Here is a 24,753-nt window from a genome sequence, read left to right on the forward strand (position 1 = left end):
GTGTATCGATGCTGGTTCACTGGTTTCTAGCGGCTATTCATCTATTGGCTTTTGCCTTGGGCTTTTGGGCGGTTCTGAATCGAGGGACGGCATTCAGCCGCCTTGCTGCTGGCGCAGATGAGGTCCGGCGCGTTTTGCTCGCCGATAATCTATGGGGGATTTCTGCGTTGATTCTGCTGGTGACAGGCGGGATGCGGGCTTTTGGAGGCTTTGAAAAGGGCACTGACTATTATCTTCATCAGCCACTGTTTCATCTGAAGATGACGCTGTTTGTGCTGATCCTGATTGTCGAACTCGCCCCGATGATCACGTTGATCAAATGGCGGATCGCGTCCGCACGCGGCGCAGCAATCGATACCGGGCGCGCGAAGCTATACGCGCGAATCAGTCATGTCGAGGCGTTGTTGCTGGTGCTGATGGTGATCGCGGCCACGGGCATGGCGCGTGGTGTGACATTCGGTTAGAGGGCGAATTCTCTGTGTTCTGTCGGAAACGTCCGACAGCCAGCCTCGGTGATGGCAGGTAGTATCGGGCGGCAAGAGGGTGCGGGGGCGGAATGAAAGGGGAATCGGGATTTGCGTGTCAGGCGCCGTACCCAGCAGAGTGGGGAGCGGATGGCAAAACGGCGCGTGAATCTCTAGCCAGTCATTCCACAAGGTAAAACGGACTGGCTACTGACTGCGATGCGGCTCAGGGCGTTTGTGGCTTGTCCGGGGCGGTCAGGCCAGCCTGAATGCGCTGGTAAATCTCTTCACGGTGCACTGCAACGTTTTTCGGAGCGTTGATACCAATGCGGACCTGTTGGCCGCTAACGCCCAGAATGGTGATAGTGATGTCATCACCGATGTTTATGCTTTCACCGACTTTGCGGGTGAGTATCAGCATGGTCTTCTCCTTGATTGCTTTGTAGGGCACCTGATTCAGACAGTGCAGAGGTCGGTGGTACGTATAGATTAGTGCGAAGTCTCACGGTTTGGGTGCCTCTTTCTGACGCGCAGAAGCGGCATTAATTCCCAGGGCGTAACTATACAGAGGCTGCAAGCATCAATCTCGTTGTTTTGCGCCCATTTTGCGGGGCTCGCGAAGTATTTATGAATGATAAGATCGCGGCTTTGAGAATTTCGAGGAAAGCGTTGTGCGCAAATTGGTTTGGGTAGTCGCGGCACTGGTATTGGCAGGGTGTGGTGAAGGGAAGAATGTAGACGCACCGAAACCACAATCGGCTGCAGTTGCGGCGCCAACGGCGGCCGCAGCACCACAATGGGATCTCGAAGTCCGCGGCGAAACCCCGCAGGCTATCAGCGACCTGAGTGGCTGGTTGATCGAGCACGCTTTCGTACCTACGGTGATCAAGGACAGCAGTGGCAAAGCGCGAATTCTGATTGGTCCTTTCAACTCGCAAGCCGAAGCTGAAGCCCGAAAAGTACAAGTGGATGCCGCTCTGGTGAAAGCCAAGAAGCAGAATATTGAATCGGTGGTGATCGAGCACCCGATCACGCCGTAAACGCCGCGTTTCAGCGGAGCGACCTAAAGGACCTCGGATGTGGCTCGTCTTATACGAGTCAGTCACGATTTTCCGAAGGAGCTCCGCATGGCCTCCGCCAATCCTTACAAGCTGTTCGACGTCATCCTGCATCGCAAAACCATACTCAGCCCGCATATGATGCGAATCACGCTGGCCAGTCCTGCTGTTAAAGAAATGGCCACCTGGGCGCCGGATCAAAGGGTGAAACTGTTTTTTCCTGCGGCTGATGGTTCGCCTGCCAGGCTTGCTCAGGGAGAGGGTTGGTACGCCCGCTTCAAGGCAATGATTGCCGATCGACGTCCGGCCATGCGCACTTACACCATTCGCCATTTGCGTGCAGAACAAGGCGAAGTGGATATTGATTTCGTCCTGCATGGCGAAACCGGGCCGGCTTCGCGTTGGGCGCTTCGGGCGCAGCCCGGTGATTCGATGCAGATTCTCGCCCCGGATCGCCGCTTTTCAGCACAGGACGCCGGAGGGTTCGAATGGAAGCCGCCGCAGACCCTTAAGCAGGTTCTGCTGGTCGCCGACGGCACGGCGCTACCTGCGGCCATGGGCATTCTCGATGAGTTGGCCGCTTTGGCCGAGCCACCCCTGACGCAGGCGTTTTTCGAAGTCGACAGTGTCGAGGATATGCTGGCAGTTCCCGATTGGGTCGGGCTGACGGTGCAGTGGCTGATCCGGGACCAGGCCGGCGCCGGTACGTTGATGGCGGCGGCCGTACAGAAAGCCGTTCCACCCCTTCATGCCTCATCCATCGGCCAGGCTGTCGAGTTGGCCGAGGTCGATATCGATAAAGAGATTCTTTGGGAAATAGCCGAGGCAGCCAGTGAGGGTTTCTATGGCTGGATCGCTGGAGAAAGCGCCGCGGTGATGAGCCTGCGCAGGTACCTGATCAAAGAGTGCGGGATCCCGAGGGAGTCGCTCAACCTGATGGGGTACTGGCGCTACAACAAGGCGGGCAGCTAGCCAAAAAAAAGGCCTCGGACATGACGTTCGAGGCCTTTTCTTTCAAGTGGTCGATCACCCGCAGGCTTTCATGTTCACCGGGCCGACAAATTCATTACCGCGGCCCATCACACACGCCACGCTCTGATTGCGCTGACGCTCCCAGTCCTGCACCGGGTAAGTCTTGTCCCACGCCTCATACAATTGCCGATCCTGTTTCGACAGGCGCAAGCCGTACTGCTTGCTCATGTAGAAATAAGTGCGGGCGATCATGCCGCGAATTGACGGGCGAGGCATGACCTTCTTCGCCTTGAAGTCGACCTGGGTCAGGCACGAACCGTACTGCCCCGACTGCACGGGCAACCAACCGTAGCTGAAGTTGCTGCGATCGCCATTGACCTCGCCAATGCTCGGCACCAGGTTATGCAGGTCGGCTTCGGCCTTCTGATAGCTTGGGTCGTAACGGGTGCAATTCTTTCTGCCGCCTTCCTGCCAGCACTGACGCTGATGACCGAACTGCCAAGCCGGAACAATGTGTTCCCACTCGATGCGTGACGCACGTTTGGCATTCTTGCGCGGCACGTAACCGCAGGCTTTCAGGTCAACCTTGTTGCCGGTGTACTTGCACCCGCAATAAAACTCAGTGGACTGCGGCGCATACAGTTTCCAGGCGACCTTTTTGGCCTCGGTAAATGTGCGGGGTGCGCCAGCCTGGGCACCCATGGCGATAAACAGCAACAGCAAAGCAAAACAGCGGACACTCATCGAATCAATCTTCCTTCGGTACAACCCAAAAAATCTGCACGCCGCCGTCGTCGCGATAGGCGAGGGTGACGTTGTCGTTCTCGTCGATTTCCTCGAGCAGGCGCTCCCACTCGTCCATCGGCTCGTCCGGCAGACGGAAGATCAGTGCGGCTTTGGCTTTCTGGGCGGTAGGGGAATTGATGATTTTCTGAACGCGCATGCCCATGCGTTCGTAAGCGTCAGGAGCATCAGGGGAGGTGGCCACGAGGTTATCCTTATTAAGCTGTACGTGCATACAGTATTTAACTGTAAGCATTTTCGCAACTGCTTAAAATTCAAGAAAATCCTCTGACAGCGGTTTTCAGATTTTGGTGTAGGCCGTGTCGATTTTTTTGTGGGAAAAGTGCGAGAGCGTTGTAAGCGATGCACCACCCGCCTATTGGGCGAGTGGTGCGCAGGGTGCCCGATCGAGAATTGATCGGGCGAAGGCGAATCAGTATTCCCAGAACATCCGTTGCAGCTCTTTGCTGTCGTTGGTTTTGGTCAAAGCGACCATTGCCAGGATGCGGGCCTTTTGCGGGTTCAGGTCGTGAGCCACAACCCAGTCGTACTTGTCGTCTGGCTGCTCGGCGTTACGCAGAACGAAGCCACCAGCGTTGACGTGGGACGAACGAATGATTTGCACGCCATCCTTGCGCAGCGCTTGCAGGGCTGGAACAACGCGGGAGGAGACCGAGCCGTTACCAGTACCGGCATGGATAATTGCCTTGGCACCGGATTGGGCGAGAGCCTTGTAGGCAGTATCGCTGACGTTGCCGTAGGAATAAGCGATTTCTACGTCAGGCAGGCTCTTGATGTTTTTGATATCGAATTCCGAATCCATGGTGTGACGCTTGGCTGGCAAGCGGAACCAGTACGATTTGCCTTCAACCACCATGCCCAGTGGGCCCCAGGCACTTTTGAAGGCCTCGGTCTTGATGTTGATCATCTTGCTGACGTCGCGACCGGACTGGATTTCATCGTTCATGGTCACCAGTACGCCTTTGCCGTGCGCTTCTTTGCTGCTGGCCACTGCCACGGCGTTGTACAGGTTGAGCATGCCATCGGCGGACATGGCAGTACCTGGGCGCATCGAACCAACGACGATGATCGGCTTGTCGGTTTTTTCCACCAGATTGAGGAAGTAAGCGGTTTCTTCCAGGGTGTCAGTGCCGTGGGTGATGACGATGCCATCGACGTCTTTGCTATCGGCCAGTTCGGCCACGCGGCGACCCAGTTGCAACAGGTTTTCGTTGGTGATGCTTTCCGAGGCAATCTGCATGACTTGTTCGCCACGCACATTCGCCAGTTTGCTCAGCTCGGGAATACCGGCGATCAATTGTTCGACGCCAACCTTGGCCGCCTGATAGGTGGCACTGTTGGCGGCGCTTGCGCCAGCGCCGGCGATGGTGCCGCCCGTGGCAAGTACGACGACATTAGCGAGCTTGGTCTGGGTTTCGACTTCTTTCGCCTGAAGGGCGGTGGGCAGGAGCAGGAGAAGGGCCAAGGCGCCCGGAACCAAAGTGTTGAAAGCAGATTTCATTATTTTTCTCTCTAGTAGTGAGACGGTGCTGATGCAGGTTCATCTAGATGCACCCCAAGCCGATCTGGATGCCCGGAGTGCGGTGAAGGGAGCAGGATCTGTACCAGCCACACTTTGCGTTAGAGAAATGTTTAAGCTGATGATTTACATCAATATTTTATGGAATGACAAATCGCGGATTGAATTGTGTATCCGGGTTTCCGAACAATGGACGCTTTCGCGTTCGGCTCTCCGAAAAGGACTACCGGTTCTGTCGATTGATTGGGGTTGCCGGTTTCGGCTTTTCTGCTAAAGAAACTCTCGCGGGGGCCGATGGTTGTTCAAGGAAACAGAATCTAGGGAGTTCACATGTCACTGACGGTCGGTTTATCTAATCCTGCGGCAGTCACCATCGGCGGCAAAACCGCAGCGACCATCAATGCATTGAGTCAGGCGGAGGCGGACGCTTCCACCGAAGCGCTGGGCACTGAGAAAGAGCAGAGCAACCAAGTCAGGACCGGTGGTGCTGCCGCGCCAGAAGACAGCAAGGCTGAAAGCGGCGACAACCTGAGCGTCACGGTCAAGATGTTGCTCAAGCGAATGCAGGAACTGCAGAAGCAACTTCAGGAGCAGCAACAACAACTGGCGGCCGCACAAGCCAAGACCTATCCGACGCCTGAGGCCAAATCGCAAGCGGTGATGTCCATTCAGGGGCAAATCGCGCAAACCAGCGCTGCGATGGCAGAAGTGGCCGGTGCACTGGTCAAGGAAATGACGAAGAGTTCCACCAGCGGTAACCTGGTCAGCACCACGGTATAAGCAGCGAAGGGGCGAGTCGGACGATTCGCCCTACAACAAATGACGATTTCTGATTGTTGACAAATGTCGGCGGGATTCGCATAGTTCGGTCTACGCAAACGTTTGCGCGGCTCTCCCGGCGCTATATGGCCTGGCAGATAGCCAAGTAGCTTACGCCGGCGCAAGCGTTGCTCACAATAATCATAAGATCGGAGTGAACCCATGAAGCTGCCATTCGCTGGACGTCTTCTTGCTGTCGCTATGCTGGCTGCCACAGCCGCCGCACTACCTGTCTCTTCGGCGTTCGCCGAATCCGCCGAAAAACCCAAAGTCGCGCTGGTCATGAAATCCCTGGCCAACGAATTCTTCCTGACCATGGAAAACGGCGCCAAGGCCTACCAGAAAGAACACTCCGCCGATTTCGACCTGATCTCCAACGGCATCAAGGACGAAACCGATACGGCAGGCCAGACCCGCATCGTCGAGCAAATGATCCTGGCCAAGGTCAATGCACTGGTTATTGCGCCTTCTGATTCCAAGGCCATGGTGCCGGTGATCAAGAAAGCCGTCGACGCCGGCATTACCGTGATCAACATCGACAACCAACTCGATCCGGCCATCGTCAAAAGCAAAAACATCAGCGTGCCTTTCGTAGGCCCGGACAACCGCAAAGGCGCGCGTCTGGTCGGCGAATACCTGGCCAAGCAGCTGAAGGCCGGTGACGAAGTCGGCATCATTGAAGGCGTCTCCACAACGACCAACGCCCAGCAGCGCACCGCTGGCTTCAAGGACGCGATGGACGCTGCGCAGATAAAGATCGTTTCCCTGCAATCCGGTGACTGGGAAATCGACAAGGGCAACAAGGTTGCCGCTTCGATCCTCAGCGAATACCCGGACGTCAAAGCGCTGCTGGCCGGTAACGACAGCATGGCCGTCGGTGCCGTTTCCGCCGTACGTGCCGCGGGCAAGGCTGGTCAGGTTCAGGTCGTCGGTTACGACAACATCAACGCGATCAAGCCAATGCTCAAAGACGGTCGCGTGTTGGCCACCGCTGACCAGTTCGCTGCCCGGCAAGCGGTGTTCGGCATCGAAACCGCGCTGAAAATCATCAAGGGTGAGAAAGTGGACAGCGGCGCCAATGGCGTGATCGAAACACCGGTCGAGCTGGTCACCAAGTAAGTCTTCTGGCGACACAACGGCGCTCGTCCGTCCGGGCGAGCGCATGGAGAGTTTTTATGTCAGTTTCCGCCCCGAACGCTGTCCTCTCGGTCAGCGGTATCGGTAAGACCTATGCGCAACCGGTGCTCACCGGCATCGATCTGACGCTGATGCGCGGTGAAGTGCTGGCGCTGACCGGCGAGAATGGTGCCGGCAAAAGTACCCTGTCGAAGATCATTGGCGGACTGGTCACGCCGACGACCGGCCAGATGCAATTCCAGGGCAAGGACTATCGACCGGGCAGTCGTACCCAGGCCGAAGAACTCGGCGTGCGCATGGTCATGCAAGAACTCAATCTGTTACCGACCCTGTCGGTGGCGGAGAACCTGTTTCTCGACAACCTGCCGAGCAACGGTGGCTGGATCAGCCGCAAGCAGTTGCGCAAAGCCGCGATCGAAGCCATGGCGCAGGTCGGCCTCGACGCGATCGATCCGGATACGCTGGTCGGCGAGTTGGGGATCGGGCATCAGCAGATGGTCGAAATCGCCCGTAACCTGATCGGCGATTGCCACGTGCTGATTCTCGATGAGCCGACCGCGATGCTTACGGCGCGTGAAGTCGAAATGCTCTTTGAGCAGATCACCCGCTTGCAGGCGCGTGGCGTTTCGATCATTTATATTTCCCACCGCCTCGAAGAGCTGGCCCGCGTCGCACAGCGCATTGCCGTGCTGCGTGACGGCAATCTGGTTTGCGTCGAGCCGATGGCCAACTACAACAGCGAGCAACTGGTTACGCTGATGGTTGGTCGTGAACTCGGCGAGCATATCGACATGGGCCCGCGCAAGATTGGTGGCCCGGCGCTGACGATTAAAGGCCTGACCCGTTCCGACAAAGTGCGCGATGTCTCCTTCGAAGTCCGTGCCGGAGAGATTTTCGGGATTTCCGGGCTGATCGGGGCAGGGCGCACGGAGCTGCTGCGACTGATCTTCGGCGCAGACGTTGCCGACAGCGGCAGCATTGCCCTTGGCTCGCCAGCCAAAGTTGTCAGTGTGCGTTCGCCAGTCGATGCTGTACGCAACGGCATCGCGCTGATCACCGAAGACCGCAAGGGTGAAGGGCTGCTGCTCAGTCAGTCGATCAGCGCCAACATCGCGCTGGGCAACATGCCGGAAATTTCCAGTGGCGGTGTCGTCAACAACGCCGACGAAATCGCTTTGGCGCAGCGTCAGATCGACGCCATGCGCATCCGCAGTTCGAGTCCGACACAATTGGTCTCCGAGCTGTCCGGTGGCAACCAGCAGAAAGTCGTGATCGGCCGCTGGCTGGAGCGCGACTGTTCGGTGCTGCTGTTCGACGAGCCGACCCGTGGCATCGACGTCGGCGCCAAGTTTGACATTTATGCCTTGCTCGGCGAACTGACTCGCCAGGGCAAAGCGCTGGTGGTGGTATCCAGTGACCTGCGTGAACTGATGCTGATCTGCGACCGGATCGGCGTGTTGTCGGCCGGGCGCTTGATCGACACCTTCGAGCGCGACAGCTGGACACAGGATGACTTGCTTGCCGCCGCGTTCGCCGGCTACCAAAAACGTGATGCGTTGCTCAATGAAGCGGCGCCTAGGGATCTCCCATGAAAACTGCATCTCCTGCCGGCAAACGTAGTGGCAACTTCTATGGCCTGGGCACTTATCTGGGCCTGGCCGGTGCCTTGCTGGCGATGATTGCGCTGTTCTCGGTCTTGAGCAGCCACTTTCTGTCCTATAACACCTTCAGTACGCTGGCCAACCAGATTCCAGATCTGATGGTGCTGGCGGTCGGCATGACCTTCGTATTGATCATCGGCGGCATCGACCTTTCGGTGGGGTCGGTGCTGGCGCTCGCCGCTTCAACGGTCAGCGTCGCCATTCTCGGTTGGGGCTGGAGCGTATTGCCGTCAGCGTTGCTCGGCATGGCAGTGGCAGCACTGGCCGGTACGGTCACCGGTTCGATCACAGTGGCATGGCGGATTCCATCGTTCATCGTCTCCCTGGGCGTGCTGGAAATGGCTCGGGGTCTGGCCTATCAGATGACCGGATCGCGCACGGCGTACATCGGTGACTCGTTTGCCTGGCTGTCGAACCCGATCGCGTTCGGCATCTCGCCGTCGTTCATCATTGCCTTGCTGGTGATCATCATTGCCCAGGCCGTTCTGACCCGTACCGTGTTCGGTCGCTACCTGATCGGCATCGGCACCAACGAAGAGGCGGTGCGTCTGGCGGGGATCAATCCGAAACCCTACAAAATTCTGGTCTTCAGCCTGATGGGCCTGCTGGCCGGTATCGCCGCGCTGTTTCAGATCTCTCGTCTGGAAGCCGCTGACCCGAACGCCGGTTCCGGTCTGGAGCTGCAAGTGATCGCCGCGGTGGTGATCGGCGGCACCAGCCTGATGGGCGGGCGCGGCTCGGTGATCAGCACGTTTTTCGGCGTGCTGATCATCTCGGTGCTGGCGGCGGGGCTGGCGCAGATCGGTGCGACCGAACCGACCAAACGGATCATCACTGGCGCCGTCATCGTGATCGCGGTGGTGCTCGACACTTATCGCAGTCAGCGCGCCAGTCGCCGGGGCTAAGACATGGCAACGATCAAGGATGTGGCAGCCCTCGCGGGAATTTCCTACACGACGGTGTCGCATGTGGTGAACAACACCCGGCCGGTCAGTCAGGAAGTGCGGCTGAAAGTCGAGGCGGCGATCAAGAGCCTCGACTATGTGCCGAGCGCGGTGGCGCGCTCGCTGAAGGCCAAGACCACTGCAACCATCGGCCTGCTGGTGCCGAACAGTCTCAACCCGTACTTCGCAGAGTTGGCGCGGGGCATCGAGGATTATTGCGAACGTAACGGCTACTGCGTGATTCTCTGCAACTCCGACGACAATCCCGACAAGCAGCGCAGCTATCTGCGTGTATTGCTGGAAAAGCGCATCGACGGTTTGATCGTTGCTTCCGCCGGCGGTGACAGCGGACTGGCGCAGGGGCTGGCCGGAGTGAAAACGCCGATGGTCATCGTCGACCGTGGTCTGGACGGTGTCGATGCCGATCTGGTGCGCATCGACCACGAATACGGCGCTTACCTCGCGACCCGGCATTTGCTGGAATTGGGGCATCGCGATATCGCCACCATTGGCGGTCCGGCGAGTACCAGTGTGGCGCAGATGCGTCAGGCCGGATATTGCCGGGCGCTGAAAGAAGCGGGCATCGAAGTGCGACAAGCGCGCATGCTGGAAAGTGATTTCACCAGTACCGGCGGCTACAACGCGGCAGCGATTCTGCTTGAGAGCAATCCGCCAAGCGCGATTTTCGCCGGTAATGACATGATCGGTATCGGTGTTCTGCGCGCGGCGGCGGAGCGCAATGTTCGCGTGCCGAGCGAGCTGTCGGTGATTGGCTTTGACGATATCCAGATGAGTCGTTACGTGTATCCGGCGCTCACCACTGTGGGACAATCGATCCTGCAGCTGGGCGAGATGGCGGCCGAAGTGCTGCTGCGAAGGATTGCTACGCCGCACCTGAGCACTGATCAAAGGATCGTGACCCCGAGTATTGTGCTGCGCGAATCGACCGCACCGTTGTCCGGCGTGTTCACCGAATACCGCTGAAACCGAATTGACGAGTAATGATGTATGCCAGCAAATGTAGTGGTAATAGGCAGCCTGAACATGGATCTGGTGACTCGCGCGCCGCGACTTCCCGTCGGCGGTGAAACGCTGATCGGTCATTCGTTTGCCACGGTTTCCGGTGGCAAGGGCGCCAATCAGGCGGTGGCCGCAGCGCGTTTGGGCGCACAGGTGGCGATGGTCGGCTGTGTTGGCAATGATGACTATGGCGTGCAACTGCGTGACGCCTTGTTGGCCGAGCAGATCGATTGTCAGGCCGTCAGCACAGTCGCTGATTCCAGTGGTGTGGCATTGATTGTGGTCGATGACAACAGTCAGAACGCCATTGTCATCGTCGCCGGCGCCAATGGCGCCATGACGCCGGCAGTGATAGACCGGTTCGATGCGGTGCTGCAAGCCGCCGACGTGATCATCTGCCAGCTCGAAATTCCGGATGCCACGGTGGGGCATGCGCTCAAGCGTGCGCGCGCGCTGGGTAAAATTGTCATCCTTAATCCGGCGCCAGCCAGTCGTCCACTGCCGGCAGACTGGTTTGCCGCGATCGACTACCTGATCCCCAACGAGAGCGAAGCGACCGTGTTGAGCGGGTTGCAGGTGGACTCGCTGGAAAGCGCAGAAAGTGCCGCCAGCCAACTGATCGCCATGGGCGCGGGCAAAGTCATCATTACCCTCGGTGCTCAAGGTTCGCTGTTCGCCAACGGCCAGAGCTTTGAGCATTTCCCGGCGCCGAAAGTGAAGGCTGTCGACACCACTGCCGCCGGAGACACTTTTGTCGGTGGCTTTGCGGCGGCGCTGGCCAATGGCAAATCCGAGGCCGAGGCGATTCGCTACGGGCAGATCGCCGCCGCGCTGTCGGTAACCCGCGCCGGTGCACAACCGTCCATTCCAACCCAATCCGACGTACAGGCCTTTAAACCCGCATGAAAAAGACTCCTCTGCTTAACGTCGCACTGTCGCGGCTGATCGCATCCCTGGGCCATGGCGACATGGTGGTCATTGGTGATGCCGGGCTGCCAGTGCCGCCGGGCGTCGAGCTGATTGATCTGGCGCTGACCCACGGTGTGCCGGATTTCGTCAGCACCCTGAAGGTCGTGCTCAGCGAGATGCAGGTGGAAAGCCATGCGTTGGCCAAAGAAATCTTCGACAAGCAACCGACCGCACTGACTGCGCTGGACGCGTTGAATGAAGAGGGCGCTCTGGGGCGTCGCGATCTGCTCGGTCATGAGCAATTCAAGGTGCTCAGCCGACAGGCTCGGGCGATTGTTCGTACAGGCGAATGCCAGCCGTACTGCAACATCGTGCTGGTCGCTGGAGTCACCTTTTAACTTTTGATTTAACAAGCACAAGGAATGCGCCATGCAACGCTATGCTCAGAAACTGCACCAACTGCTCCGGAGCCTGCTGCTTTTGTCCGTTATCTCTGCGACCGGCGCTCACGCGGCGGAAAAAATCGACCTGATCATCGACACCGACCCGGGGGCCGACGATGTGGTCGCCTTGCTGTTCGCACTGGCCTCGCCGGACGAACTGAACATTCGCGCGCTGACCACCGTGGCCGGCAACGTGCGCCTCGACAAGACTTCGCGTAACGCACGACTGGCTCGTGAGTGGGCAGGGCGCGAAGATGTACCGGTTTACGCCGGTGCGCCGAAGCCGCTGATGCGCACGCCGATCTACGCCGAGAACATCCATGGCAAGGAAGGCCTGTCGGGTGTCACCGTGCACGAGCCGAAAAAGGGTCTGGCTGAAGGCAATGCGGTCAACTACCTGATCGATACCCTGAAAAAGGCCAAGCCGCACAGCATCACGATCGCCATGCTCGGTCCACAGACCAACCTGGCGCTGGCGCTGATCCAGGAGCCTGAAATCGTTCAGGGTATCAAGGAGGTGGTGATCATGGGCGGGGCGCACTTCAATGGTGGCAACATCACCCCGGTGGCCGAGTTCAACCTGTTTGCTGACCCGCAAGCGGCTGAAGTGGTCCTGAAAAGCGGCGTGAAACTGACCTACCTGCCACTGGACGTGACCCACAAGATTCTCACCAGTGACGCGCGCCTGAAGCAGATCGCTGCGCTGAACAACAACGCGAGCAAGATTGTCGGCGACATCCTCAACGAGTACATCAAAGGCGACATGGAGCACTACGGTATTCCGGGTGGCCCGGTGCATGACGCCACCGTTGTGGCTTACCTGCTCAAGCCGGAACTGTTTACCGGTCGTTCGGTGAATGTCGTGGTGGATAGCCGTGAAGGGCCGACTTTCGGTCAGACCATCGTCGATTGGTACGACGGCCTGAAGGCACCTAAAAACGCTTTCTGGGTGGAAAATGGCGATGCTCAAGGCTTCTTTGACTTGCTCACCGAGCGCCTGAAGCGCTTGAAATAAGCAACTCACCCGCAGGTGCCAGCCTGCGGGTTTATCCCTTCTCTGCGTGTTCGTGCTCGACCTGTTCGCTCGGATAGCGCTCGAAAATCTGCTTGATGAATTGCTGAGCCGCCTCGGTGCCCAGTTCCTTGACCAATAAATCGATACCAATCAGCGCCAGTTCTTCGGTGGTTCCCGGACTGTAAGAGCTGTGTCCGTCAGCCCATTTGGCATTGATGGCGGCGTCGATGCTGATTGTGGTCATGAGAGCGCTCGAAAGGTTGGAAAGTCTGAGATTCGAGTTAACCATTTTGTCGGGCATTTGGCACTGCGACTTAGGCATGAGCGGAGCGCTATGCGACACTTGGTCTTTTAAGGCTTTCCAAGGATCGTGTTGTGCAGATCGATTTGAATACCCCTGACGGCCTCACGCTCGACGCAGTGCGCCAATTGCTTGCCTCGGCCAGTGATGACGAACACACGCAACTGCGCGTGACCAAGGGCGGTATCGCTTACATTTCTTCCGGCGTTACCGGTGGGCAGGATATCGACGGTTTGCTGTTTCGCCTGGAAACCTGGGCCAAGGGTTCAGGGTACGTGGGCAATGTCGCGGCCAGCGACGAGGTGTGGGTGATGCAGATTTTCAACGCGCTGAAGGACAACTGGCCGAATCCGCCGTATGACTACATCGACATCTACTGAGTGCCGTTAATATTCAGTCACGATTCATTGATGAAGTGACGCATGCCGCTCAGGCACACTCGGCGTTTTTCTGATCGTGGGGCAGGGTGATGGCCTCGGCTGTGAAACCAAATGCCGGAACGGCGGTCGCACGATCTCAGCTTAACCATTTTGAAAACAAGGAGGCTTCATGCCTTTGAAGTTCGCGACACTGGGTGCACTTATGGCCGCTGTGATGTTGGCCGGTTGCAGCACGACCTCCAGCGAGTCGGCAAAGGAATCTGTGGCGACCGAAGCCGGTCATGGCCGCTGTGAAGCATCGGCGGCGGAGTTCGCCATTGGCAAGAAAGCTTCGCCAGAGCTGCTGGAGCAGGCGCGCAACAAAGCCGGGGCGCAAAATGCCCGCTTTCTCAAGCCGAACGACATGATCACGCTCGAGTACCGCTCTGACCGCCTGAATCTGAACACCGACAACAATCTGGTGATCACTCGCGTCAACTGCGGCTGATCACACAGCGCTTTTGTTGCAGGCATAAAAAACCCCGTCACATGGACGGGGTTTTTTTAGTGCGCCGAGAAATTACTCTGGGCGAACCTGTGCAGCTTGCATACCCTTTTGGCCTTTCTCAGCCACGAAGGAGACGGTCTGGCCTTCTTTCAGGCTTTTGAAACCGTCGGATTCGATAGCTTTGAAGTGTACGAACAGGTCGTCACCGCCACCTTGAGGAGTGATGAAGCCGAAGCCTTTTTCATCGTTGAACCACTTAACGGTGCCGGTTTGGCGATTAGACATGGTGTATCTCCAAGAAACATATATTTTTCAGTACTGTGCTGCTCAGGCCAACTGGGCACACCCGGGTATCATAGTCGAAATGTTCGCTTTGGTAGCCCCCCGGACGTGCTGTTTGCCAATCAGTCGTGTTTTCTTTACTGCCCATTTCGGCTGGAAGCCCCGGTTTGCAAGGCTTTGCGCGGAAAGTAAAGACAATAAAAAAACCTGTAAAACCTGCATAAATCGTCCGAAAAGGCTCAAATTCAGCCCTTTTTAGAGGCGCTGAGCCAACTCGGAAGACTTATTTGATCACTTTTTCGTCGGAGTATTTGCCTTGCATTTGGCGATTTGGCCCAGCGCTTTCTGCTGCAGTTCAGGGGTAGCCTTGTTGTCCATCAGCGCCTGAATGTCGGCGGCAGGATAGGACTTGATGGCATCAGCGCCACAAGCGCAGTGCGATTTGGCCGCGGCGGCACCAATTTGCGGAGTAGCCGCCTGGGTGCACTGCGCCATGTACTTGTCACGCTCGCCCTTCGGCCAGTCGGCGTGGGCGCTCAGCGGCAGCAGCATAACGATAGGGGCGACTACGGCGAACAGGGTATTCAGACGCATGCGAGGATGCTCCTTGTGGGTCAATGTCTTGTTATCTGAGGGCTGAAAGGCCTATCAAGTTCAGCACTCTGGCATAAAAACAGACGATTTGCCTTCTGATCAAACAGACGCATAAGTGACCGCTCATCTGTGCTAGCATGCCGGGCTCAAGCGTTCTCAGGCTCCGGAAGACCTTCAGTCCCGGCAGCGGTCAACGTGCGAATATTCTCGATTTGAATCCCAGTCACTCTGGTTCGATTTCCGGTTGGCCGCAAGGCTCCTGCCGCTGTAAGGCAGGCGTTCGTCATTGAATGGCCTGGATCGGATCTTGTACTGGCTCATCCCAACCCACGTGACCTTTGGTAGGGGTCACCACTAGGAGAGGAGGCGCCATGCCAACTATTACTCTTCCCGACGGCAGTCAACGTTCATTCGATCACCCGGTTTCCGTAGCCGAGGTCGCCGCATCCATTGGTGCCGGTCTGGCCAAAGCCACCCTGGCCGGCAAGGTCAATGGCCAACTGGTCGACGCCAGCGACATCATCAGCAGCGACGCGACCCTGCAAATCATTACGCCAAAGGATGAAGAGGGGCTGGAGATCATTCGCCACTCTTGCGCTCACCTGGTTGGCCACGCGGTCAAGCAGCTGTACCCGACTGCGAAAATGGTCATCGGGCCGGTCATCGATGAAGGCTTCTATTACGACATCGCCTTCGAGCGTCCTTTTACTCCGGACGACATGGCTGCTATCGAACAGCGCATGCAGCAGCTGATCGAGAAAGATTACGACGTCATCAAGAAAGTCACTCCGCGCGCCGAAGTGATCGAAGTGTTCAAGGCCCGTGGCGAAGACTACAAGTTGCGCCTGGTCGAGGACATGCCGAACGAGCAGGCCATGGGCCTGTACTATCACGAAGAATACGTCGACATGTGCCGCGGTCCGCACGTGCCGAACACCCGCTTCCTGAAATCCTTCAAGCTGACCAAACTGTCGGGCGCCTACTGGCGCGGCGACGCCAAGAACGAGCAATTGCAGCGCGTTTACGGCACCGCCTGGGCTGACAAAAAGCAGCTGGCGGCTTACATCCAGCGCATCGAAGAAGCTGAAAAGCGCGATCACCGCAAGATCGGCAAGCGTCTGGGCCTGTTCCATACCCAGGAAGAATCCCCGGGCATGGTGTTCTGGCACCCGAACGGCTGGACTCTGTATCAGGTGCTCGAGCAGTACATGCGCAAGATCCAGCGCGACAACGGCTATCTTGAGATCAAGACCCCTCAAGTCGTTGACCGCAGCCTGTGGGAGAAATCCGGGCACTGGGCCAACTACGCCGACAACATGTTCACCACCCAGTCGGAAAACCGCGACTACGCCATCAAGCCGATGAACTGCCCGTGCCACGTGCAGGTGTTCAATCAGGGCCTGAAGAGCTACCGCGAGCTGCCGATGCGTCTGGCCGAATTCGGTGCTTGCCACCGTAACGAGCCGTCGGGTGCGCTGCACGGCATCATGCGCGTACGTGCGTTCACTCAGGACGACGCCCACATCTTCTGCACCGAAGAGCAGATGCAGGCTGAATCCGCTGCGTTCATCAAGCTGACCATGGACGTTTATCGCGATTTCGGTTTCACCGATGTCGAGATGAAGCTGTCCACTCGTCCGGAAAAACGCGTCGGTTCCGACGAGCTGTGGGATCGCGCTGAAGCTGCATTGGCTGCAGCCCTTGATTCTGCGGGCCTGCCGTACGATCTGCAGCCGGGTGAGGGCGCTTTCTACGGTCCGAAGATCGAATTCTCGCTGAAAGATTGCCTCGGTCGCGTCTGGCAATGTGGTACCTTGCAGCTCGATTTTAACCTGCCTGTCCGTTTGGGCGCTGAATACGTCTCCGAAGACAACAGCCGCAAACACCCTGTGATGCTTCACCGTGCGATCCTCGGTTCGTTCGAGCGTTTCGTCGGGATTCTGATCGAGCACTACGAAGGTGCATTCCCTGCGTGGCTCGCGCCGACCCAGGCGGTGATCATGAATATCACTGATAAACAGGCAGATTTTGTTGCAGAAGTTGAAAAAACTCTCAACGAAAGCGGATTTCGTGCCAAGTCCGACTTGAGAAATGAAAAGATCGGCTTTAAAATCCGCGAGCATACTTTGCTCAAGGTTCCCTATCTTTTGGTTATCGGAGATAAGGAAGTCGAGATGCAGACTGTCGCTGTGCGTACTCGTGAAGGTGCTGACCTGGGCTCGATGCCCGTCGCCCAGTTCGCTGAGTTTCTCGCGCAAGCGGTTTCCCGGCGTGGTCGCCCAGATTCGGAGTAATTATTATTAAGCGTGAAATGAGACAAGATAAACGAGCTGCACCGAAAGCCCCGATCAACGAGAATATCTCGGCACGCGAGGTTCGGTTAATTGGCGCTGATGGCGAGCAGATTGGCATCGTCTCGATTGATGAAGCGCTTCGTATTGCTGAAGAAGCAAAGCTTGATCTGGTGGAAATCTCCGCAGACGCAATCCCACCGGTTTGCCGTGTGATGGATTACGGCAAATCGATCTTCGAAAAGAAGAAGCAGGTTGCCGCGGCGAAGAAGAACCAGAAGCAGATTCAGGTAAAAGAAATCAAGTTTCGTCCAGGGACGGAGGAAGGGGATTACCAGGTAAAACTGCGCAACCTGGTACGTTTCCTGAGTGATGGGGACAGGGCCAAGGTATCCTTGCGATTCCGCGGCCGTGAGATGGCCCACCAGGAGCTGGGGATGGAACTCCTCAAGCGGGTTGAAGCTGACCTGCTCGAGTACGGTTCGGTCGAACAGCATCCTAAGATGGAAGGACGCCAGCTGATCATGGTCATCGCCCCGAAAAAGAAGAAGTAATCAACAGGGCACGGCAGGCCTTCTGATTATGTTTATCAACTGAATGCGGAGTATCCGAACATGCCAAAAATGAAAACCAAAAGTGGTGCTGCTAAGCGGTTTCTGAAAACTGCTAACGGTATCAAGCACAAGCACGCTTTCAAGAGCCACATCCTGACTAAAATGTCGACCAAGCGTAAGCGTCAACTGCGCGGTAGCAGCTTGCTGCATCCGTCTGACGTGGCAAAAGTCGAGCGCATGCTGCGCCTTCGTTAATTTTAGTCAAGAATAGAGGAAGTAACTCATGGCTCGTGTAAAGCGTGGCGTCATTGCCCGTAAGCGTCACAAAAAAATTCTGAAACTTGCTAAAGGCTACTACGGCGCACGCTCCCGCGTATTCCGTGTTGCCAAGCAAGCGGTAATCAAGGCAGGCCAATACGCCTACCGTGACCGTCGTCAGAAAAAACGTCAGTTCCGCGCTCTGTGGATCGCTCGTATCAACGCTGGTGCTCGTGTTAACGGTCTGTCCTACAGCCGTTTCATCGCTGGCCTGAAAAAAGCGTCCATCGAGATCGACCGTAAGGTTCTGGCTGATCTGGCAGTGAACGAAAAAGCGGTGTTTACTGCGATTGTCGAGAAAGCTAAAGCCACCTTGGCTTAAGTACCCCCGACAATCACCCGGCCTCACTTCCGTGGGGCCAGGTGGTAAACGTCTTAAATAGGGGAAGAGCCTTCAAGCTCTTCCCCTATTTTGTATCTGGAGTCTGTACATGGAAAACCTGGATGCGCTGGTCTCTCAAGCACTAGAGGCTGTGCAAAGCGCTGAAGATATCAATGCCCTGGAGCAAATCCGGGTTCAATACCTTGGCAAGAAGGGTGAATTGACTCAGGTGATGAAGACCCTGGGGAATTTGCCGGCAGAGGAGCGTCCGCAAGTCGGCGCCCTGATCAACGTTGCCAAGGAACGTGTTACAGGCGTTCTCAATGCGCGTATGGCTCTGTTTGAAGAGGCCGAACTGGCTGCCAAACTGTCTGCCGAATCCATTGACGTGACATTGCCGGGCCGTGGCCAGACCTCTGGTGGTCTGCATCCGGTGACCCGGACTCTGGAGCGCGTAGAGCAGTTCTTCACCCGTATCGGCTACGGCATCGCCGAAGGCCCTGAGGTCGAAGACGACTATCACAACTTCGAAGCGCTCAACATCCCAGGCCATCACCCGGCCCGGTCGATGCATGACACCTTCTACTTCAATGCCAACATGCTGCTGCGCACCCATACCTCGCCGGTACAGGTCCGCACCATGGAATCGAAGCAACCGCCGATCCGCATCGTCTGCCCAGGCCGCGTGTATCGCAGCGACTCCGATATCACCCACTCGCCGATGTTCCACCAGGTCGAAGGCCTGCTGGTCGATCGCGATATCAATTTTGCCGATCTCAAAGGCACCATTGAAGAATTCCTGCGAGTGTTCTTCGAAAAAGAGCTGGCAGTACGTTTCCGCCCTTCGTACTTCCCGTTCACCGAGCCGTCCGCTGAAGTCGATATGGAATGCGTGATGTGCAGCGGTAAAGGCTGCCGCGTCTGCAAGCAAACCGGCTGGCTGGAAGTGATGGGCTGCGGCATGGTTCACCCGAACGTGCTGCGCATGTCCGGCATCGATCCGGAAGAGTTCTCCGGTTTTGCTTTCGGTATGGGCGTCGAGCGTCTGGCCATGCTCCGTTACGGCGTGAACGACTTGCGTCTGTTCTTCGACAACGACTTGCGGTTCCTCGCGCAATTTCGCTAGTCGTAACGAATTCTTAGGAGAGCAGGATGAAATTCAGTGAACAATGGCTGCGTGGCTGGGTTAGCCCGCAGGTAAATCGCGACGAGCTGGTTGCTCGTCTGTCGATGGCGGGCCTTGAGGTCGATAGCGTGACCCCGGCCGCTGGTGCTTTCAATGGTGTTGTGGTGGGCGAGGTGCTGAGCACCGAGCAGCATCCTGATGCCGACAAGTTGCGCGTTTGCCAGGTCAGCAATGGCGCGGAAACCTTCCAGGTCGTGTGCGGAGCGCCAAACGTGCGTCCGGGCCTGAAGATTCCGTTTGCCATGATCGGTGCTGAACTGCCGGGCGATTTCAAGATCAAGAAAGCCAAGCTGCGTGGCGTCGAGTCTAACGGCATGCTGTGCTCGCAAGCCGAGTTGCAGGTCGGTGAAGGCAACGACGGTCTGATGGAACTGCCGGCCGATGCGCCGGTGGGCGAAGACTTCCGTGTGTATCTGGATCTGGAAGATGCCAGCATTGAGGTCGACCTGACCCCGAACCGCGGCGACTGCCTGTCCCTGGCCGGTCTGGCCCGTGAAGTCGGCGCGCTGTACGACGCGCCGGTCACCCGTCCGGTGGTTATGGCCATTCCAGCCGCGCATGACGAAGTGCGTTCGGTAGAAGTACTGGCGCCTGCTGCTTGCCCACGTTACCTGGGCCGCGTTATCCGTAACGTTGACTTGTCCAAGCCGACACCACTGTGGATGGTTGAACGTCTGCGCCGCGCCGACGTGCGCAGCATCGACGCTGCCGTCGACATCACCAACTATGTGATGCTCGAACTGGGCCAGCCGCTGCACGCGTTCGATCTCGCCGAAATCAACGGCGGCATCCGTGTGCGCATGGCGGAAGAGGGCGAGAAGCTCGTTCTGCTCGACGGTCAGGAAGTCAGCCTGCGTAGCGATACGCTGGTCATCGCCGACCACACCCGCGCGCTGGCGATTGCCGGTGTGATGGGCGGCGTACACAGCGGCGTCTCTGCGACGACTCGCGACGTATTCCTGGAATCCGCATTCTTCGACCAGATCGCTGTCGCTGGCAAGGCTCGTTCCTACGGTCTGCACACCGATGCCTCGCACCGCTACGAGCGTGGCGTTGACTGGCAACTGGCCCGTGAAGCCATGGAGCGCGCCACTGGCCTGCTGCTGGAAATCACTGGCGGTGAAGCCGGCCCGATCATCGAGACCGTCAGCGAGCAGCACCTGCCGTCGATCGCGCCGATCACCCTGCGTGCCCAGCGCATCACTCAGATGCTCGGCATGGAAATGGATTCCGCCCAGGTTGAGCGTTTGCTCGGTGGCCTGGGTCTTGGCATTGCTGCCGACGGCGAAGGTCAGTGGCGCGTAGAAGTGCCAAGCCATCGCTTCGACATCAGCCTGGAAGTCGATCTGATCGAAGAGCTGGCCCGTCTGTACGGCTACAACCGTCTGCCGGTTCGTTACCCGCAAGCGCGTCTGGCGCCACAAGCCAAAGCTGAAGCACGTAGCGATCTGCCGGAACTGCGTCGCCTGCTAGTGGCTCGTGGTTATCAGGAAGCGATTACTTACAGCTTCATCGACCCACGTCAGTTCGAGCTGTTCAATCCGGGCGTTGAGCCGCTGTTGCTGGCCAATCCGATCTCCAATGACATGGCTGCCATGCGCTCGTCGCTGTGGCCGGGTCTGGTGAAAGCGTTGCAGCACAACCTCAATCGTCAGCAGGATCGCGTGCGTCTGTTCGAAAGCGGTCTTCGTTTTGTCGGTCAGCTGGATGGCTTGAAGCAAGAGCCGATGCTGTCCGGTGTGGTTTGCGGTAGCCGTCTGCCGGAAGGCTGGGCGCAAGGTCGCGACACTGTCGATTTCTTCGACGTCAAAGCTGACGTGGAAGCGGTGCTGGGCTTTGCTGGTGCGCTGGATTCGTTCACTTTCGCTCCGGGCAAACACCCGGCGCTGCACCCGGGTCAAACCGCGCGCATCGAGCGCGAGGGGCGTGAAGTCGGTTTCATCGGCGCCATTCACCCGGAATTGTCGAAAGCCTTGGGTCTGGACCGTCCAGTCTTCGTTTTCGAGCTGGTTCTGGCAGAAGTGGCACTCGGTAAAATGCCGAAATTCCACGAGTTGTCGCGCTTTCCTGAAGTGCGTCGTGACCTTGCACTGATTGCGCACAAAGACGTCGCATCCGCGGCCGTACTGGATGTAATCCGTGAAAATGCAGGCGAATGGCTCACAGATCTCAGGCTGTTTGACGTGTATCAGGGTAAAGGCATTGATCCTGATAGAAAAAGCCTTGCAGTTGGCTTGACCTGGCAGCATCCATCGCGCACTCTTAATGACGATGAGGTGAATTCGACGACGCAAAATATCCTCACCTCGCTCGAACAAAGGTTGAACGCCACGTTAAGGAAGTGACGTATGGGGGCTTTGACGAAAGCTGAGATGGCGGAACGTCTGTATGAAGAGCTGGGCCTGAACAAGCGGGAAGCCAAGGAATTGGTCGAACTGTTTTTCGAGGAAATCAGGCACGCTCTTGAAGACAACGAGCAGGTCAAATTGTCGGGTTTCGGCAATTTCGACCTTCGGGACAAACGCCAGCGGCCTGGCCGCAACCCGAAAACGGGGGAAGAAATCCCGATCACGGCTCGCCGTGTGGTCACCTTTCGTCCAGGGCAGAAGTTGAAGGCCCGAGTTGAGGCTTATGCTGGAACCAAGTCATAACGACGAACTACCCGTCATCCCGGGCAAACGCTACTTCACCATCGGTGAAGTAAGCGAGCTGTGTGCTGTAAAGCCACACGTGCTGCGCTACTGGGAGCAGGAGTTTCCTCAACTCAACCCCGTCAAACGCCGCGGAAACCGCCGGTATTATCAGCGCCAGGACGTGCTGATGATCCGGCAAATCCGCGCGCTCCTCTACGATCAGGGTTTCACCATCGGCGGTGCGCGCTTGCGTCTGTCCGGCGATGAAGCCAAAGACGACACGACCCAATACAAGCAGATGATTCGGCAGATGATTGCTGAACTAGAAGATGTGCTGGTGGTTCTCAAGAAATAAAAAGCAGCGTTTGAATACTTCCAGTTTTCAAAAGCTTGCGCTATATTCTTGAGCGTTCTTCGAGGTGAAGAACGAGTTGTAAAACCAGTCGGGGCGTAGCGCAGTCCGGTAGCGCACTAGCATGGGGTGCTAGGGGTCGAGTGTTCGAATCACTCCGTCCCGACCATATAATTCAATGACTTAGCCCAACTTTAGCGAGTTGGGCTTTTTCATGTCTGGGAGATTTTCGAGCCTTGTCGATGGCTCATCCTTCCGCCTCTTCAAAATTGTCAGCTACGTGTAAGGAGGCGGCAGATTTGGCACTACCTTGCACGATGATTGGCACCCCGCTTTAGGTATTTAGGTCGGCGAATATCTACCTATTTGAGGGCCAGTAACTCACCCCTTGCCACTTCCTACCTTTTCGACTGGGTTGAATAGGGTTTTAAGGTCTCGTTCGACAAATTGGTGAGGTTTCCATCCCCCGACAAGCTTATCTGCGAGAAACGAGTCAATTGCGCTAACAGCGACACCTGTAGCAGTACCTAGGCCGCCAGCGCCTAATGCGTCAATTCCTAGTCCAATGCCGGTGAAAATTCCCCACCGCATGCTTTTCCCCGGAAGTTTTGCAACCCAGGAATTTTTGATTGTTTCCTGATAATAGGCTCTGACCAAATTCGCATCTGCTGGTTGCTGGTGTAGCCAATGACGAAATTTGTCTGCGGAGTCTAGAAGCTTCACTACTGATGCGAAAGGAACTGCGCCCGAATTGACGGCCTCCCGAATCGCATGGCCCCCAGAGAGTGTTAGATCTGCGAAGCGCTCAATCTGAAGCTGGCTTTGGGTGTATTTCCTGACGACTGAGTCTATAGCGCTTGCTTGCACCACCTTCTCAATAGGATGCACTGCGATCTCTGTATTCAGCGACGCAGCCAGAAAGCTTGCGAGATATGCTCCCTGCACCAATGCCAAAATGTATGCTTCCGTAACGGTTGAGTGTTCGGGAGGCACTACTCGGTGGTAAATCTTGTTGAGGCTAGAGAAGTCGATGTTTGTATCAACCGAGAACTGCCCATTCCGCTCTCGTTCAACCTTAAACCGAAAGTCATTCGGGCTTTCGAAGGTCGGTGCCACTTCACGAATGAGGGCTTTAACAGCGTCTTGAATCGAGTCCCCTTCCGAAAAGGTTTGAAGCAAAGACTCTTGATCAAAACCAGAATGGCTAAGGGGGTTGAGGAGCCGTGTGAACTGGCTTGCACCGATTTTTGCCTGGCTGGTGTTACCTGCTGCGGCGCGGAACTTCTGTGGCCCCACTTTTTCGATTATATGATCAGGAGACGAAAATCTGATCAGGCCGTGAACCGATCTTCCGTTGCTAAGCGTATCGCTTGACACCCCTGTGTGGTCCTCCATGTAATGGATTTCCAGTCTTCCATCTCGTAGTAAGGATAAGAGTATGAAAGGGGGGATACGAGTGAGTAGCTCTTCAATGGTCGCGCTATTAGCCGCAATCACTACCCGTCCATAGAAAATCAGCCCTTCTGCGAGTGCGCCAATGTCAATCAGAGGCCCTGGTCCTATCGCATTTCTATAAGTGATCGCTTCGAACATATTTGACCCACTGCTATGGAGGAATAGCGCTCGCAATTACGCTTAGGAGGTTGCAGCTCTAGGCAGTGTAGAGATTGACTACAAAAAATCTGGCCTAATCGTCGGGGTTTTTGCTATGTGTGGCACTTTGACATTGAAATTCGTGGGCTTTTTGAGGAGACTCAGACTCTCATGAAAGGAGTCTCAAAGTGGCAAAAATATCGATCGCAGCGTTTGAACAAAAAGTATTCGAAATTGAAGAAATGCGGGTTGTGGTTCGCGGTAATCCTAACGATCTGGTCGAAGACTACGACTATGATCGAGCTACCAGCTCTCGGACTAGCATCACGAAATGGCTTGAGAATCGTGTACGACCTTGCGTGGGAGATAATGTCGTTGTCGTAATCGCCGGAGAGGGTACGATTCCTAATGGCCGAACGCATGTGAGCAATCTCCGCAAAAGCTACGTTGAGTAACTGTCTGATTGAAGGCCCAGCCTAGCCGCTGGGCTTTTTTATGTCTGCTGCTCCCCGGCCCCTCGGAACTCTAAGCGGCACGTTAAGCGAGGGCTTCTTTCGTCCCCGCGAAAAATCATCTTCGACCGAAGCTTTTGTTTCCGAATGCTCAGGTGATCTATGCAATGCTATGGGCTATGTTAATGTGCCACCATTTGGACGATATGGAGAGTCGTGATGGGTTAGAAAGGTACCGTACGT

The 24,753-nt window shown here is 56.7% G+C and carries 30 protein-coding genes and 1 tRNA gene; 23 read left to right on the forward strand and 8 right to left on the reverse strand.

Going from position 1 to position 24,753, the window contains the following annotated elements; all coding sequences use genetic code 11:
- The first annotated feature begins 8 nt into the window (after positions 1–8).
- Positions 9–464, forward strand: coding sequence for a DUF2214 family protein (locus RMV17_RS10025; protein ID WP_311886397.1), 456 nt, complete (start codon positions 9–11; stop codon positions 462–464).
- A 226-nt stretch (positions 465–690) separates the two neighbouring features.
- Here the strand turns inward: RMV17_RS10025 and csrA are convergent, their stop codons facing one another.
- The gene (gene csrA / locus RMV17_RS10030; protein ID WP_003179932.1) at positions 691–885 is read right to left on the reverse strand and encodes a carbon storage regulator CsrA; all 195 of its coding nucleotides are present in this window, start codon (positions 883–885) and stop codon (positions 691–693) included.
- Positions 886–1,135: 250 nt separating this feature from the next.
- Here csrA and RMV17_RS10035 point away from each other — a divergent pair, with 250 nt between their 5' ends.
- Both RMV17_RS10035 and RMV17_RS10040 read left to right on the forward strand, forming a co-directional pair.
- On the forward strand, positions 1,136–1,504 hold the full coding sequence (locus RMV17_RS10035; protein ID WP_108226708.1) for a penicillin-binding protein activator LpoB: 369 nt from the start codon (positions 1,136–1,138) through the stop codon (positions 1,502–1,504).
- Between the two features lie 87 nt (positions 1,505–1,591).
- Positions 1,592–2,494, forward strand: a complete 903-nt coding sequence (locus RMV17_RS10040) for a siderophore-interacting protein (protein ID WP_311886398.1) — start codon at positions 1,592–1,594, stop codon at positions 2,492–2,494.
- Between the two features lie 54 nt (positions 2,495–2,548).
- Here the strand turns inward: RMV17_RS10040 and RMV17_RS10045 are convergent, their stop codons facing one another.
- The 3 genes from RMV17_RS10045 to RMV17_RS10055 all read right to left on the reverse strand — a co-directional run bounded on the left by RMV17_RS10045 (position 2,549) and on the right by RMV17_RS10055 (position 4,799).
- Complete coding sequence (locus tag RMV17_RS10045; protein ID WP_034152754.1) at positions 2,549–3,238, reverse strand: endonuclease; 690 nt, start codon at positions 3,236–3,238, stop codon at positions 2,549–2,551.
- 4 nt (positions 3,239–3,242) lie between these two features.
- Entirely contained in the window at positions 3,243–3,512 is a 270-nt protein-coding gene (locus RMV17_RS10050) for a DUF1654 domain-containing protein (RefSeq protein ID WP_166219800.1), read from the reverse strand.
- A 198-nt stretch (positions 3,513–3,710) separates the two neighbouring features.
- Positions 3,711–4,799: an asparaginase gene (locus RMV17_RS10055; RefSeq protein ID WP_034152752.1), complete on the reverse strand. Its 1,089-nt coding sequence runs from the start codon at positions 4,797–4,799 to the stop codon at positions 3,711–3,713.
- A 348-nt stretch (positions 4,800–5,147) separates the two neighbouring features.
- On the opposite strand from RMV17_RS10055, the gene RMV17_RS10060 reads away from it, so the two are divergent.
- The 8 genes from RMV17_RS10060 (at position 5,148) to RMV17_RS10095 (ending at position 12,765) form a co-directional block, all read left to right on the forward strand.
- Entirely contained in the window at positions 5,148–5,597 is a 450-nt protein-coding gene (locus RMV17_RS10060) for a hypothetical protein (protein ID WP_108226711.1), read from the forward strand.
- A gap of 201 nt (positions 5,598–5,798) precedes the next feature.
- Entirely contained in the window at positions 5,799–6,755 is a 957-nt protein-coding gene (locus RMV17_RS10065; protein ID WP_311886399.1) for a sugar ABC transporter substrate-binding protein, read from the forward strand.
- A 56-nt stretch (positions 6,756–6,811) separates the two neighbouring features.
- Positions 6,812–8,365 carry a sugar ABC transporter ATP-binding protein gene (locus tag RMV17_RS10070; RefSeq protein WP_311886400.1) on the forward strand — a complete coding sequence of 518 codons (1,554 nt, stop codon included), beginning with the start codon at positions 6,812–6,814 and terminating at the stop codon, positions 8,363–8,365.
- On the forward strand, positions 8,362–9,339 hold the full coding sequence (locus tag RMV17_RS10075; protein ID WP_093432140.1) for an ABC transporter permease: 978 nt from the start codon (positions 8,362–8,364) through the stop codon (positions 9,337–9,339). The genes RMV17_RS10070 and RMV17_RS10075 overlap by 4 nt, the downstream gene beginning before the upstream one ends.
- Before the next feature lie 3 nt (positions 9,340–9,342).
- Positions 9,343–10,362: a LacI family DNA-binding transcriptional regulator gene (locus tag RMV17_RS10080; RefSeq protein WP_311886401.1), complete on the forward strand. Its 1,020-nt coding sequence runs from the start codon at positions 9,343–9,345 to the stop codon at positions 10,360–10,362.
- A 24-nt stretch (positions 10,363–10,386) separates the two neighbouring features.
- On the forward strand, positions 10,387–11,304 hold the full coding sequence (gene rbsK, locus RMV17_RS10085; RefSeq protein ID WP_311886402.1) for a ribokinase: 918 nt from the start codon (positions 10,387–10,389) through the stop codon (positions 11,302–11,304).
- Positions 11,301–11,705, forward strand: coding sequence for a D-ribose pyranase (rbsD, locus tag RMV17_RS10090; protein WP_311886403.1), 405 nt, complete (start codon positions 11,301–11,303; stop codon positions 11,703–11,705). Before rbsK ends, rbsD begins: the two co-directional genes overlap by 4 nt.
- 31 nt (positions 11,706–11,736) lie before the next feature.
- The gene (locus RMV17_RS10095; RefSeq protein WP_038364641.1) at positions 11,737–12,765 is read left to right on the forward strand and encodes a nucleoside hydrolase; all 1,029 of its coding nucleotides are present in this window, start codon (positions 11,737–11,739) and stop codon (positions 12,763–12,765) included.
- Positions 12,766–12,796: 31 nt separating this feature from the next.
- On the opposite strand, the gene RMV17_RS10100 is transcribed toward RMV17_RS10095, so the two are convergent.
- Positions 12,797–13,009, reverse strand: coding sequence for a hypothetical protein (locus RMV17_RS10100; protein WP_311886404.1), 213 nt, complete (start codon positions 13,007–13,009; stop codon positions 12,797–12,799).
- Between the two features lie 131 nt (positions 13,010–13,140).
- Between RMV17_RS10100 and RMV17_RS10105 the strand changes: the two genes are divergently transcribed.
- Together RMV17_RS10105 and RMV17_RS10110 are read left to right on the forward strand one after the other, a co-directional pair.
- Positions 13,141–13,446, forward strand: a complete 306-nt coding sequence (locus tag RMV17_RS10105) for a hypothetical protein (RefSeq protein ID WP_034152743.1) — start codon at positions 13,141–13,143, stop codon at positions 13,444–13,446.
- 169 nt (positions 13,447–13,615) lie between these two features.
- Positions 13,616–13,933: an I78 family peptidase inhibitor gene (locus tag RMV17_RS10110; RefSeq protein ID WP_311886405.1), complete on the forward strand. Its 318-nt coding sequence runs from the start codon at positions 13,616–13,618 to the stop codon at positions 13,931–13,933.
- Positions 13,934–14,005: 72 nt separating this feature from the next.
- Here the strand turns inward: RMV17_RS10110 and RMV17_RS10115 are convergent, their stop codons facing one another.
- Positions 14,006–14,218: a cold-shock protein gene (locus RMV17_RS10115; protein ID WP_003179963.1), complete on the reverse strand. Its 213-nt coding sequence runs from the start codon at positions 14,216–14,218 to the stop codon at positions 14,006–14,008.
- 288 nt (positions 14,219–14,506) lie between these two features.
- On the reverse strand, positions 14,507–14,809 hold the full coding sequence (locus tag RMV17_RS10120; RefSeq protein WP_311886406.1) for a hypothetical protein: 303 nt from the start codon (positions 14,807–14,809) through the stop codon (positions 14,507–14,509).
- 371 nt (positions 14,810–15,180) lie between these two features.
- Here RMV17_RS10120 and thrS point away from each other — a divergent pair, with 371 nt between their 5' ends.
- The 9 genes from thrS (at position 15,181) to RMV17_RS10165 (ending at position 22,634) form a co-directional block, all read left to right on the forward strand.
- On the forward strand, positions 15,181–17,103 hold the full coding sequence (gene thrS, locus RMV17_RS10125) for a threonine--tRNA ligase (RefSeq protein ID WP_007913488.1): 1,923 nt from the start codon (positions 15,181–15,183) through the stop codon (positions 17,101–17,103).
- Complete coding sequence (infC, locus tag RMV17_RS10130) at positions 17,103–17,654, forward strand: translation initiation factor IF-3 (RefSeq protein ID WP_171057393.1); 552 nt, start codon at positions 17,103–17,105, stop codon at positions 17,652–17,654. The genes thrS and infC overlap by 1 nt, the downstream gene beginning before the upstream one ends.
- A 60-nt stretch (positions 17,655–17,714) precedes the next feature.
- Positions 17,715–17,909: a 50S ribosomal protein L35 gene (gene rpmI, locus RMV17_RS10135; RefSeq protein ID WP_002553160.1), complete on the forward strand. Its 195-nt coding sequence runs from the start codon at positions 17,715–17,717 to the stop codon at positions 17,907–17,909.
- A gap of 28 nt (positions 17,910–17,937) precedes the next feature.
- A complete protein-coding gene (rplT, locus tag RMV17_RS10140) occupies positions 17,938–18,294 on the forward strand; it encodes a 50S ribosomal protein L20 (RefSeq protein ID WP_034152739.1) in 357 nt (118 codons plus the stop codon).
- 109 nt (positions 18,295–18,403) lie between these two features.
- Positions 18,404–19,420 (forward strand): phenylalanine--tRNA ligase subunit alpha, encoded by a 1,017-nt coding sequence (gene pheS / locus RMV17_RS10145; protein ID WP_003226365.1) that lies wholly within the window; start codon positions 18,404–18,406, stop codon positions 19,418–19,420.
- A gap of 26 nt (positions 19,421–19,446) precedes the next feature.
- Positions 19,447–21,825, forward strand: coding sequence for a phenylalanine--tRNA ligase subunit beta (gene pheT, locus RMV17_RS10150; RefSeq protein ID WP_311886407.1), 2,379 nt, complete (start codon positions 19,447–19,449; stop codon positions 21,823–21,825).
- 3 nt (positions 21,826–21,828) lie between these two features.
- Entirely contained in the window at positions 21,829–22,131 is a 303-nt protein-coding gene (ihfA, locus tag RMV17_RS10155; protein ID WP_002553164.1) for an integration host factor subunit alpha, read from the forward strand.
- Positions 22,112–22,468, forward strand: coding sequence for a MerR family transcriptional regulator (locus RMV17_RS10160; RefSeq protein ID WP_003179985.1), 357 nt, complete (start codon positions 22,112–22,114; stop codon positions 22,466–22,468). The genes ihfA and RMV17_RS10160 overlap by 20 nt, the downstream gene beginning before the upstream one ends.
- An 89-nt stretch (positions 22,469–22,557) precedes the next feature.
- Positions 22,558–22,634, forward strand: a tRNA-Pro gene (locus RMV17_RS10165).
- Between the two features lie 212 nt (positions 22,635–22,846).
- On the opposite strand, the gene RMV17_RS10170 is transcribed toward RMV17_RS10165, so the two are convergent.
- Positions 22,847–24,058: a hypothetical protein gene (locus RMV17_RS10170; protein WP_016984949.1), complete on the reverse strand. Its 1,212-nt coding sequence runs from the start codon at positions 24,056–24,058 to the stop codon at positions 22,847–22,849.
- A gap of 188 nt (positions 24,059–24,246) precedes the next feature.
- Between RMV17_RS10170 and RMV17_RS10175 the strand changes: the two genes are divergently transcribed.
- A complete protein-coding gene (locus RMV17_RS10175; protein WP_157786275.1) occupies positions 24,247–24,513 on the forward strand; it encodes a hypothetical protein in 267 nt (88 codons plus the stop codon).
- The last annotated feature ends 240 nt before the right edge of the window (positions 24,514–24,753 follow it).

The sequence above is a fragment of the Pseudomonas sp. VD-NE ins genome, assembly GCF_031882575.1.
Lineage (GTDB): Bacteria > Pseudomonadota > Gammaproteobacteria > Pseudomonadales > Pseudomonadaceae > Aquipseudomonas > Aquipseudomonas fluorescens_BZ.